This is a genomic window from Rickettsia africae ESF-5 (genome assembly GCF_000023005.1).
GTDB lineage: Bacteria > Pseudomonadota > Alphaproteobacteria > Rickettsiales > Rickettsiaceae > Rickettsia > Rickettsia rickettsii.
On sequence record NC_012634.1, the window covers coordinates 1 to 12,377 of the forward strand.

Sequence of the window (12,377 nt, forward strand, 5' to 3'; positions counted from 1 at the left end):
ATGAAAAATAGTTCTCTTTGTTTCGGTGGTTTAGGAGTAAATAATACACAATATACTTCTTTAGACTCTTCAATGTCTTCCTCTTTGGACTCTTTGTTATCGCCAAGGGATATATTATTTTTCTTACAGATTGTCTCGTTGTATCAGTTAGAACTAAGCAAGGGTAATGATTCGATTACCTATCCATCATTAAAACTTGCTAAACTGCTTGGTGTTGATGCTTCTTGTGATACTGCTTACCTTACTTCTAGTGCTCATCATTCTGTTAATTCTTTAACTGACTCTAATATGAGAGCTACTATTTTAAAGATGACAGCTAAGCTTGAGTCTTTAGGACTGCTGAAGGTCTTTAGAAGAAAAAGAAGCAATGGTATGGATTTAGCTAATAAGTTAGTTCCTGTGCTTCCTGATAGGTTGTACTCGGTAATTAAAGACTCACCTACTAACTTAAAAGTAAGTAATAGTTCTAAATTAGATCGTGAGTCTAACTTAGAACATATCTTAAGAATTAAGTTATTCGTTCCTATTGAGCTTGAATTTATGAAAAGCTTATTTAAAAATAATTTACCATCTAAGTATAAACTATTCTTCTTAAACTGTATTATGTCAGCTTATAGGAATTTTATGCAAAACTCCAATGGCTCTAACATGCTTTCTTTTTCTGCCACATCTCATGAATTAATACAACAAAATAACATGAGTAAAAGAACTCTGTTTAATATATTCAAATATATCAAACAACAAGGTGATAGCTTCTTTTTAAAAGTGGAGCATAAATATACTAAATCTGATGATATGGATTGTAATAGATATGACAAATCTATTTTTAATATATCTATTAATCCTTTAGTATTTCCTATTTCTCAAATTAGGAAGTCTCAAACAGAAGAAATTACAGAATTTAATCATGAAGAGTTACAGGGTAATAACTCTCTTGCTTTTTCTGATACCTATAGGGATTTTAGAGAGGGAGTGCAAAAAAAGCAGCCTATCAGTGCAAAAAAAGCAGCCCTTAATAATAAAGAAGAAATAATAAAGAATAAGTATGGTAAAAATATAGATTATATAGATGCAAATTCAGAAAATTCATCTATACCTTGCTCAAGTTCCACATTAACTTCTGAGCAAAACTACAAAAAAGAGTTTTTTAAAGACAAGCAAAGCTTGTCTTCATCTGAATCTTATAACAATTCTTCTTTTTTAAATGATTCTAGTAGTAGAAACAACAAAAACATATCTGAGCAAAAAGAACAATGGGCAGAACTAAGACATTTCTACCCACTCTCAGAAAAAGATATAGATACACTTAACTTTAGAGCACATAGAGAATTCAGTAATAATTTTGTGAATCAGTTATTACTGAAGCTCTACATCAAATATCCTGAGAAAAGATTTAAGAACAAATTTACGTTTCTTAGCTATATGGTTCAGATACTAAAGAACGAGAAGCATCAAGGGCCTTTAGTAAATCATACAAGCTTTAGATTTAGCTGTAACATAGAAACGATCGAGCAAAACTTACTTAAATATGAGAAATACCTAAACCAAATAGAAAGCTCATTTGATATCAGCAAAGAAATGCAGGTAAGGAAGAAAATAGCAGGAAGATTTAATACTAATGTGGCATACGAGATACTAACGCAGGTAGAATTCAAAACAAATCATAATAATAGCTTTATAACGGCAATAATCCCAAAACGACTAGATTTAGGGGGGATACAAACAGGAAGTTTAAGCGAGCGGCAAATAGAGATATTAAGCGAGCAATTAGAAGCAGTATATGGTATCAATGGGTATTATGTGACAGTGGTCGGAGATGTAGGATCTGCTGAAGATAGCAGTGGGAAAGGTGAAAGAAAAGAAGAGATAGAGAAGCAATATTCTAAAATCAAAGAATCTGATATTATTTCTAATATCAAAGATATTGGAATTTTAGATATTGGTAAGGAATTAGATAAAATAGAAGAAAACACAGTATGGAATCAAATCAGAAAGGGATTGAGAGAAGAGTTAGGTGAGGCTATAGATGCGGTTTGGTTTTCTAAAGCAGAAGCTACTGAGGATAAGGAAAAGGGTATGCTAATCCTAACAATGCCAACAAGGTTTATGGCGGATTGGGTTAAAAATAATTATTCACATGTATTAAAAAGACTTAGTGTAGGATGTGGAATTAATAGGGTGGAGTATGAATATGAACAAAGCAATAAACTATTATTAACATAAATTTTCTGTTAAACTAGATAAATAACATATGAGGTTTTTATGACAGATATCAAGAGTATACTTAAAGGTATTAACACTGATGATACCAGTGCAAAGAATATGATAATGATAAATGAGTTAAGAGATATAACGACAGATTGTCTTAAGAAGCTACAAGTAATTAGGAAAGATTTAACATCTGCGTACATAGTAAGTCAGCATATTATCATTAACGAGGATGATAAATATGAATTTAAGCCTGAAAAGGAAGTCAGGGCAGAAAATAAACAACACTTAGATCTTGATAAGGTGCAGAGGGAGGAAGAAAAAATATTAAAAGATATTCTTGATACCATATCTTCTCAGAAAACAGTTGAGGACAAGGAGCAGAATAATCAGAAATCAGCTTTAAAAACCGATACATCAAATAGTACGAAAAATATTTTTGTTAAAATAAAGAATTTAATAAAAAAATTGATTAGTAGTTTATATCCTAAGGAAAAGGAAATAAATGTATCTTCAGAAACCAGTAATAACCACGTGGACCTAATGGAGCAGAACGTAAAAAATATTAAAATATATAATAAAGAGTTAGATAAAAGAGTAGAAGCACTAAAAAATATTGATTTATTACAAGAAAAGATAAGCCAATATAAAGAAAGGGCAGTAGATCCTAAAGAGTATAATAAGAAAAAAGATTTTGTGACTGAAGTTATACAGCGTAAACAACATGTTGGACAAAGTAAAATAAATAGTAGGTAAGTAACAAATGTTAATATGTTCCAAAAACGATCGTTTTGGAAACATATAACAGACTCGTAAAAATCTATAAAAATCTGCCCAAAAAATGTTTCAAAACATTGTTCTTATTAAAATGTTCCGCTAATATAACAAAAAATCGTTTTAGGAATAAGAAAATATGCTTATCGGATACGCAAGAGTCTCAACGTTAGATCAAAACCCTAATCATCAAATTGATGCTCTTAATGAGGCAGGATGTAAAAAAATATTTACAGAAAAAATATCAGGTGCAAGTAAGCAACGTACTCAATTGCAGGCAGCTCTTGATTATATGCGTGAAGGCGATACGCTTGTAGTTTGGAAATTATCTCGCCTTGCAAGATCGCTTACGCAAATAATCAGTACTTTAAAAATCCTTGAGGAGAAAAAAATCAGCTTGCATGTAATTACCCAAAGTATAGATACTTCAACAGCAGAAGGAAGACTTTTCTTTCATATGAATGCAGCATTCGATCAGTTTCAGCGAGAGATTATTGTAGAAAATACCAAAACCGGCTTAAAATCTGCCCGTAGAAATGGTAGAATTGGTGGGAGACCTAAGTTTATGAGTGACGAAAAAATGCGTACGGCAAAAGCTATGCTAAAAGATAATGAAAATTATCCGTTTATTTCTGATATTATAAAAACGCTAGATATAGGTAGGACAACCTTTTATAGATACTTTCCTCCAAAGTCTATAGAGCAACTTAGAACCCGCCAATAAAATCCTATTGGTAATTTCGTTCCTTTCTGAAGAAGATCCATTAAACATACGGGAAGATTGTACTAAAAAACCTAAGCCTTGAGGTGCAGCATTGTTGTAAAGAGCTGCAAGTACTTTAGGAGCATCAGAGCATTGGGAAATATGTATTTTCATGTTTAGGAATCCTTTTTATTAGTTAAATTTATGGTATTGAGTTCAGAAATAGAGAGTCCAGTAATACGTGAGACCTCAGGAATTGAGTAATTATTAGAAAGCATATTTTTAGCTACCTCCATAGTTCTTTTAGCTTCCCCAATCTGCATACCTCGAGCTTCCCCAATCTGCATACCTTGGACCATACCTTTCTGTACGCCCTCATCAATATATTTATCAGCAATAGTTCTCATAAGCTCCTCTTGATCTTCTTTTTTTAAGTGCTTAGCTATGATACTCGCAAGCTCTACTTGTTTATCTTCAGATACCTTAGCATCACTATACCACAATAACCATTTAATGTAAATGTAGCCATTTTCCTTGTCTATTTCAATACTACTTTCAAACTTCTCAAGTAAACTTTGCCAAAGATTTAAGATATCACGAGCCTTGATATGTTTAAGCATATACTCCATCATACCAAGATGTTTCTTTTTCTCTATTTCATCATCACTTTGTTTTTGCAAATCAACAAGTAAATACTCATCACCCATCATGTCCTTAGCAGTCTTGCTATCTTCAAATAACTCCCAAAAGCTCCTTGGAGCATTATAAGGCTTATCATTTGCATATACTACGATAGGACATATTAGAGCCTGACGCAAAACAGCGTTATTATTACAAGCTATATTGCAAATATTTTAAAATATTTAGACGAGTACCATAAAAATACATGGCAAGATGATTTGACTAGCGTTTATTTAGCAGCTAGCTATAAAATGCTGCAAATGAATGAAGAAGCAGAGAAATTATTAGACAGATTTACTCTAAATAAACCTATATCAAAAACAGACTATCAGTATTGTTGCGTGGATCGATTTTTCCGTCAATGCGAAGAATTTGCATAGCAATTGATGAAGCAATCTGCATACCTCGAGCTTCCCCAATCTGCATACCTTGGACCATACCTTTCTGTACGCCCTCATCAATATATTTATCAGCAATAGTTCTCATAAGCTCCTCTTGATCTTCTTTTTTTAAGTGCTTAGCTATGATACTCGCAAGCTCTACTTGTTTATCTTCAGATACCTTAGCATCACTATACCACAATAACCATTTAATGTAAATGTAGCCATTTTCCTTGTCTATTTCAATACTACTTTCAAACTTCTCAAGTAAACTTTGCCAAAGATTTAAGATATCACGAGCCTTGATATGTTTAAGCATATACTCCATCATACCAAGATGTTTCTTTTTCTCTATTTCATCATCACTTTGTTTTTGCAAATCAACAAGTAAATACTCATCACCCATCATGTCCTTAGCAGTCTTGCTATCTTCAAATAACTCCCAAAAGCTCCTTGGAGCATTATAAGGCTTATCATTTGCATATACTACGATAGGACATATTAGAGGAAGCTTGTTATCTTTTTCTTTTGTAACACTGCTTTTATTGTTATTGGCGTCCTTATGCCTTTCGCATAATAGCAGCATATATTGCCAAAGTCTAAAAGCAATCCAGTAATCGCTACTAGATTGATGTTCTATAAGTACGTATACGTACGCTTTGTCATTATGGACACTTTTTTCAGTAGTACTATCTTTAATATTATCATTTTTTAAAGAAACAGAGTACACGACATCGCTGAGTCTCTTTCTTAAGTCTTCAGTAACAAAACTTTCCTTTTCTATTTTGATACTATTTAAGTTAATTTTATTCTTAAAGGTCACTGGCAAATAATGCTCTAGAAACTCACGAGCAGCTACAGGTTCGCTCATGACCTTTTTAAATAGCTCATCATGTCTTGGGCGTTCGGAAGTGTTGCTACTATTCGAGTCTACCTGCTCATGGTTACGATTGCTTTCTTTAGTGTCAGCTATGCTTAATTCGCTAGAATCTTTCGGTGTGTTTTTGTTGTTCATATACCTCTGTGCATTAAGATTTAATTTTAAAAATCCTAAAATGTTAAACCCTACATATTCTATGAAAAGGCAGATGTTCTTGTATTAAGCTAACTAAATGTTGAGCAGAACATGAGAGTATCCAGAATCCAATGAAGACAGGTGTGACATAGTTAGTAGGAGATACGAAATGCTGACCCAGATGGAAGTAATTAATGATACAACAAAGCCCTAGAAAGAAGAAGAGAAAAACATTCATACTATTTAAAATACTAAGAAAGACACAAAACGAATAATGCAATGTTGTAGCTATGGTTAGTCTAATAGTAAATAGGGTGTCATAGATAGCTTTGCTGACCAATTGCAGTATTGATTTAAAGATATTATATCGTTTTGTGTTGGCAATATTTCTCTTAAATGTAATACGTTCTTTCTCATTTGGAAAATTAATAACATTACTCATAATATACCTCTAATATTAATACAAATATTAACTTAATTATTACCTTTTCTCTTCAGTAATCTAGTTTTATTAGCAATATTTAAAAACTCCTTAATAATAGGATGGTCTTTATTATCTTTATTAGTGACAAATTTTAGAAATCCGATTAGTAATTTATCGTCAATATCGACAGCAGAAAATTTATTAAAGATATTAAATATCTCTTCTTTTCTTTTAGTTAGAAGGGAAGTTAATTGTACATTTAATTCTGCTTCAATCTTTTGAATACGTTGTTGCTTTACTTTTGCTAAGTTAGCAATCTTAGTACTAGTTGAGAGTGGTTTTGTAGCCATATGAAATATTTCTATATTATGATATAGACTAGTATATCTAAACTAACAAAACAACACTAGCAAAAAGCACACTTCCCAAATTTTTATAATAAAACATGTCAAAAAAGGTTTTACTTTTTACAGATATAGCAGGGGGAGTATGAGGGGGTTCGCATAACCCCTCTCATATAGTAAACTTTAGAGCGTTAAAAATTATGCATAATAGGCAAGAATTGTTGAGATATTTTGAATATTATATAACAAGAAAGATGAATGATGTTAAGTATAATGTTTATACTGTAATGATAGTTATAAAATATTACAGCAATATAAATATAATTTAAAGAAACTGTCCAAGAAATATTTTGAAATTACGATTGTAATAATACTTTGTACGAAGTTTTATTACAAAATACATTATTCATGAGAGCCAGTGTCAGCAAGTAAATAGTTTTTATCAGAAAACACAAAAGACCCGTACGGTTTTTTTAGGACTGCGCTGTAACTATCCATCCTTAACCATTCCTCTATCTTCTTCCATATTAAAGAATTTGTTGCCTCCACACCCCCCATCAATATATACTAATACACAGTAAAGAAGAAGAGAGTAGCCGGATCTGACCCACGCATATAACACTCAAGTCCCATCTCATACCAGCTTGGTACTCTTTGCCATCCTCCACCTAACATTGCCGGATAAGACGCTTCTACTTCTGAAGTACTATTTAAAGCCTTACTCATTAACTTACCTCCTTTAGTTCTACAAAACTTCCCTTTAATGATTCGTTTAAAGCATTAAGTCTTAAATGAATGCCTGCTATCTCCTCATATTCCTCAAGTAGAATTAACCCTTTGCACTTAGTCTTTAGTGCCTTATACTCAAGTTCAATTGAAAAAAGATTAACTCCTATGACGCTCAGTATCACGTCAATACAGCTGATCGCCTTAATCACTTTCTGCATACTCGGTATTCCGAGTTTTTCATGCTTCAGTACCTCAAACATCCTATCAAAACTCTCAATTGCTTCCTTAAAATCGTGATTACGGTAATGGCTGGTACCTGCAACCTCTAACCATGTGATGTTTCTCTCATCTCTTACTAATCCGTACATATATATTCCCTCCTTATTTTGTGTTTAATTTAATTATCCTTTTTGCGATTGTCTTTTACACTATTAGCAGCTTCCGTGCTTCTTAATTATTTCTTAAGTATTAATGATTCTGACAATAACTTTCTCTTTCCTTTAGATTTTTTAAAATCTTAAAGACTCACTTTTAGTTTTAAAACTCCTTGATGGCTCTTAAATCGCTTTTGCCTTTGCTGGTCATACAATAGCTCTAGCTTAATGTTCTTATGGTTTGCTATTAATCCGATTCCAGCATTCAGGCTTGTCCTTTCGTTTTGAGCATTAACTGATACAATGCCAGTCCCGATAGTTTGCTGGGCCTCGTAGTACGTTAAAGTGAATGAATTGCTTTTGCCCCTACTGCCTATTCTTCTCTCTACCGAAAAATGTGCAGTTGGTGTTATTGATATTGTTGATGGAGTACTACCCTTTAGTTTAATAGGAGCAAATATTACTCTGCTGCCTATCTCACCATTTAAGGCTTGGTAACTCTTTTTAGAACGCTCTATAGACAGGTTACTTGCTATTTGCTCTTTGTGGCGACTTACTTTTTCATATTCGTATCTCAATCCAATGTGAGGTATTAGCGTTACTTCTCGCGGCATCTCTACTTTGTAGTTAAGATGAGGCTCAAAGCTCATTAACTTTGATCTTACTTTTTTACCTTTGCTATGTCCTGCTGAACCTATGATCGCCACGTTCATATTGCGGCTTACTGGACGTGAGCCATATAGACTAAATATATGAGTATCATATTTAGCTCTTGTACTCGTGCCGCTGCTGCATAAATCACTTGACCCGCCTTGATCTTGATATTTAACACGGCTATTAAACCTGCTAAAACTAGCACCGAGTAGCAAATCATTCTCAAGGTTGATATCTGCTCCAATAGTGCCTCCAGCTATTTTGCTACTATAGCCATTCGAGTCTGCTTTAGATTTTTGTTTGTTAATGCCAAGCGTGCCACTACTCCATATACTATAGCCGATGGTTTTTTCAGATGCATCATCGGCGTCATCATCACCGCTAGCTACAGCAGCAGTTACTATATCTCTAGCAAAGATACGGTCTCTGATCTGTTTACTAGATATTTTGCTCATCTTCCGTGCTTGGTTTTGCATTACGGATGTTGCCTCGGCTTTCTTACGTAACTCTTCCTGACTCATAGAGGTAGCTTGTTCTTGTGGCTCAGTGCTTGCAGTACTACCTAAGTTAGTAGATATGTCTTTAGATACACTATCTTTTTCGTCCACCTCATCTAGTATCTCAAAGACGCTTGCTGTGGTACTTTCTTCCTGTGATGCTTCCTCTGATTCGTTGCTGTCTGCTGCAATATTGGCTTCATTAATGCTAGCGTTACTTGCAACAGCTGAAGATTGCTCCGATACTTGAAACTCTCTTATGATGTCAAGCTCCGCTTTCTTCTCTTCAGTCGCAGGGGGCGAAAATGGTATCCCGTCCTCGTCGCTACTATCCTCAGAATATTCACTACCACTACTTGTACATACAGTGTCATATCCATCAGTATCTGCAATACTATCCTCACCACTCCAATCATCAACGCCTCCACAACTAGAACCGCTATAACCGCTATCTTCTATTGCCTCATCTAGCATCTTCATTACTCGTTCTTCCTCGCTTAATGAAGCATCTTCTGAAATATGTAAGTCTTCTAAACTACTAAGCACTGATAGCGGTGGTGCTGTCGGCTCAATTTGCTTCTGCATACTAAATTCAGTTTCAAATGCTTCACCTATTTCAGTATCAGGATCTTGCCAAGGTTCAGAGTACTCCGTAACGCTACTTGCCATACTAATAGTATCTATAGGCTTGCTGTATATAGGCTCTTCTGCTCCTCCGCCTAGTGTCCCTGCTAAATTATTGATACCTTGATTTTTTAGCTGCTCTCTTAAGAGTGCTATCTCAGATCTTAAATCTGATACTATGTTGTGATGTAGTGCTGGATCTATACCATTAACTACACCTTCCCTATTCTCGCCTCTTTCCTTTGCTTTTTGCTCTATCCTAGCTTTTACTGCTTCGACTTCAGCTCTTCTTCTTTCTCTTGCTATCTCCGCTTTCTTCCGTGCTTGCTCCTCAGATGTTAATTTAGGTAATTGCTTTACTACTTTCTTTGGCTTAGCGCCGTTCTTCTCTCCAGCTATACCATTTCTTCTTCTCTCAAGTGTATTGTGTAGCTGACTCATTAGATCCTCGCCATCGCTAGATATAACTTTAGGCTTTGGCTCTCTCTTGACCTTTTTTAATATGTTTTTGCCGAAATTCCTTATCGACTCAAACAATGCTGACCTATTGTCTGCTTTTCCTGCTATATTTGCACCACTGATGAAATCAGGCATAGCAGGTAGCACAGGCGGAATTGGAGGAGCTGGTGGTAGTGACTGTGGCATGATTGGTGGTAAAGGCACGTTAGTGCTAATTCCTGCAGAGCCCTTACCAAATAAAAAACTTTGATTTGCTTCTATAACTGGTTGCGCCTTGACTTCTAACGTAGTTGCAATAAATCCAAGTGATAGCAACATCACTGATGCTACTCGAGATATCTTGCGGAACTTTGATTTAAAATTAAGATTAAGGTTGCCTTTATACTTCTTTCTATAGTAGTGAGCATTGCTACTACTAGGTAAAAAGTAGTCGGGGGTTAGGTATTTGGGGGTAACGTTTAAATTTGCCTGATGGGATAAACTCTCTGCTGATATGCCCTTAGCTTCAAAAATATTACCTTTGTTGCCAAAGCCATGAATATATGATAGTTTCATAATATAAACCTTTGTTTCGGGGTTTTAGTTTCAATAGGTGGGTACTCAACCAGCAAAAGTAGTGTATCCACTTAGACTAGATTAATAAAAAAAACAAAGTAAGTCAAATAAATTCCGAATATTTCTCGGAATTTATTTTTTAAAGTATATTTATGTCGATAACTATAAGCATTCAGAAATTTTTAAAAGTTAAATTTTATGAACATAAAATTTTACGAAAAGATTTTATTAATGAAAGTGGGATCAAACGTTCTAGTATTAGTGAATTATTAAATGGCATACCTGTAAGCCCTTCTTTAGTTACAATTCTTAAAATTGCTAATTACTTTAATTGCTCAATTGATGAAATTTTAGGAAGGGTGGATTATATACAGGATGATAATACTAAATATATCAAGATCAGTCCCTTACAAATGTCTAACAACACTAAAGATTTTATTGTGGCGATGCTAAATGAAAATAATATTTCATCTCACCAATTAGCTGCTTCATGTAATATCGGAACAGATACTATAAACTATTTTATAAAAAAACATGATGCTAAGAAAAATCTTAGTATTAGAACAATATATGCCGTCGCAAACTTTTTTAATATTTCAATAGATAAAATAGTTGGTAGAATATAGTAGCTAGACGTCTAGCTAGCTAGATATCTAGCTAGTGCTTTTTCAAGTACTTCTACCATATAACATTGTTCTTTTATTGCTATCTTATTCAAATTATTATAAAAGTCCATTGTTACCTTTAGATTTAATTGAACATTTCTCTCGCTTCTTCTTTTGGTTCTTATAAGACTAGTTTCTAGTTCTTCATTCCGCCTTGGTTTTCTTATTTCCCCTAATGTTTCTAGATTTAGTGGTTTTTTTTTCATTACTCTTGATTTCTCCTTCTATAAAATTACATAATTCGTTAATCTCACTGATAGCAGCTTTATTATACATCTCTAATGCAGTTCTTCCATCTAACATCGCAATAGCATATATAATCCTTTGTCTTATGGGCGATGGTGCAATCTGACCATTTTTTGATAGTAGTAAAATTGTCTGCTCTGTTATTTGAGTCCCTGACACAGAACTATTCAAAATAAAGGTAAAATTCTTTTTATGTTCTTCTATTATAGTTAAAGTTTCACCTATAGCTTCAATATCCAAAGGCGAAGGTCTACATGGTATTAATATGTAATCTGCTACAAGTATAGCTTGTTCAATTATTTTTAAATGCGATGGTGGTGTATCTATAATAACATAGCTGTCTTTTGTATTTATTTTTATTAGAGCATCTTTTAATTGATTATATTTAATATCTACAAGAGATATATCTTCATTTTCTCTTTTTTGCCACCATTGTTTTAAACTTTGTTGTGGATCTAAATCTATTAGATATACCTTCTTTTTCTTTTTTGCTAAATTGCTTGCTATAAGGGCAGTAATTGTTGTTTTTCCTACTCCTCCTTTATTAGCAGCAATAGTAATTACAGACATTTTTATAACTAAGTAATATTACATAGATATCTAGCTATCTGTATAGCTAGATATCTATATAATATTACTTCTCTGTTTTTTTTCAAGATTAATATTAAAATTTTTAAAAGAATATGTTAATGCTTCTATCCGAATTTTATTCGAATTCTTTTGTTGACACTGTAGGATTATTTTTCTAGTCTTTAGATATTGATGTTTAGGCAGGTACACTACTTTTGCCGGTTGAGTACCCACCTATTGAAACTAAAACCCCGAAACAAAGGTTTATGAAGTGAATATACCACACAACGAACAAAAACACAACAATAATCAAACATCCCTACAACACATAGGCAATATAGCCTATCACCAAGGAAAAAGTGTAACTAATTATGATGTTATTAATTCCTTAACTCTTCCTAATAAGCATTATACTTTGCTTTATCCTGATTTAGTGCAAGAATTATTTAATTTTTCGTTGCATAATAGCAACAGT

Annotated in this window: 10 protein-coding genes and 3 pseudogenes; 5 read left to right on the forward strand and 8 right to left on the reverse strand. The window is 33.5% G+C overall.

Annotated features, from left to right (window positions below):
• Positions 1-17 precede the first annotated feature (17 nt).
• The 3 genes and pseudogenes from RAF_RS07005 to RAF_RS07015 all read left to right on the forward strand — a co-directional run.
• Positions 18-2,193, forward strand: a pseudogene (locus RAF_RS07005) (DnaA N-terminal domain-containing protein); the annotation flags it as partial.
• Positions 2,194-2,262: 69 nt separating this feature from the next.
• Entirely contained in the window at positions 2,263-2,964 is a 702-nt protein-coding gene (locus tag RAF_RS07010; RefSeq protein ID WP_012720126.1) for a hypothetical protein, read from the forward strand.
• A gap of 157 nt (positions 2,965-3,121) precedes the next feature.
• Complete coding sequence (locus RAF_RS07015; protein WP_012720127.1) at positions 3,122-3,706, forward strand: recombinase family protein; 585 nt, start codon at positions 3,122-3,124, stop codon at positions 3,704-3,706.
• Positions 3,707-3,861: 155 nt separating this feature from the next.
• Here RAF_RS07015 and RAF_RS07020 read toward each other — a convergent pair.
• A pseudogene (locus tag RAF_RS07020) lies at positions 3,862-4,491 on the reverse strand (Rpn family recombination-promoting nuclease/putative transposase); the annotation flags it as partial.
• 3 nt (positions 4,492-4,494) lie between these two features.
• Between RAF_RS07020 and RAF_RS10815 the strand changes: the two are divergent.
• Positions 4,495-4,701, forward strand: a pseudogene (locus RAF_RS10815) (hypothetical protein); the annotation flags it as partial.
• Here RAF_RS10815 and RAF_RS07025 read toward each other — a convergent pair.
• From RAF_RS07025 to RAF_RS10220, 5 genes are all read right to left on the reverse strand, one after another.
• The gene (locus tag RAF_RS07025; protein ID WP_012720129.1) at positions 4,676-5,761 is read right to left on the reverse strand and encodes an Rpn family recombination-promoting nuclease/putative transposase; all 1,086 of its coding nucleotides are present in this window, start codon (positions 5,759-5,761) and stop codon (positions 4,676-4,678) included. The pseudogene RAF_RS10815 and the gene RAF_RS07025 sit on opposite strands and share 26 nt — an antisense overlap.
• Positions 5,762-6,235: 474 nt before the next feature.
• A complete protein-coding gene (locus RAF_RS07030; protein WP_012720131.1) occupies positions 6,236-6,535 on the reverse strand; it encodes a hypothetical protein in 300 nt (99 codons plus the stop codon).
• A 561-nt stretch (positions 6,536-7,096) separates the two neighbouring features.
• Positions 7,097-7,255, reverse strand: coding sequence for a hypothetical protein (locus tag RAF_RS09100; RefSeq protein ID WP_158299176.1), 159 nt, complete (start codon positions 7,253-7,255; stop codon positions 7,097-7,099).
• Positions 7,255-7,626 carry a hypothetical protein gene (locus RAF_RS07035; protein WP_012720132.1) on the reverse strand — a complete coding sequence of 124 codons (372 nt, stop codon included), beginning with the start codon at positions 7,624-7,626 and terminating at the stop codon, positions 7,255-7,257. Before RAF_RS07035 ends, RAF_RS09100 begins: the two co-directional genes overlap by 1 nt.
• A gap of 149 nt (positions 7,627-7,775) precedes the next feature.
• Complete coding sequence (locus RAF_RS10220; RefSeq protein ID WP_012720133.1) at positions 7,776-10,421, reverse strand: autotransporter domain-containing protein; 2,646 nt, start codon at positions 10,419-10,421, stop codon at positions 7,776-7,778.
• Positions 10,422-10,573: 152 nt separating this feature from the next.
• Here RAF_RS10220 and RAF_RS07045 point away from each other — a divergent pair, with 152 nt between their 5' ends.
• Positions 10,574-11,047 carry a helix-turn-helix transcriptional regulator gene (locus tag RAF_RS07045; protein ID WP_012720134.1) on the forward strand — a complete coding sequence of 158 codons (474 nt, stop codon included), beginning with the start codon at positions 10,574-10,576 and terminating at the stop codon, positions 11,045-11,047.
• Positions 11,048-11,058: 11 nt separating this feature from the next.
• On the opposite strand, the gene RAF_RS09010 is transcribed toward RAF_RS07045, so the two are convergent.
• Both RAF_RS09010 and RAF_RS07050 read right to left on the reverse strand, forming a co-directional pair.
• Entirely contained in the window at positions 11,059-11,292 is a 234-nt protein-coding gene (locus tag RAF_RS09010; protein ID WP_148206986.1) for a hypothetical protein, read from the reverse strand.
• The gene (locus RAF_RS07050; RefSeq protein ID WP_012720135.1) at positions 11,231-11,902 is read right to left on the reverse strand and encodes a ParA family protein; all 672 of its coding nucleotides are present in this window, start codon (positions 11,900-11,902) and stop codon (positions 11,231-11,233) included. Before RAF_RS07050 ends, RAF_RS09010 begins: the two co-directional genes overlap by 62 nt.
• Positions 11,903-12,377 lie beyond the last annotated feature (475 nt).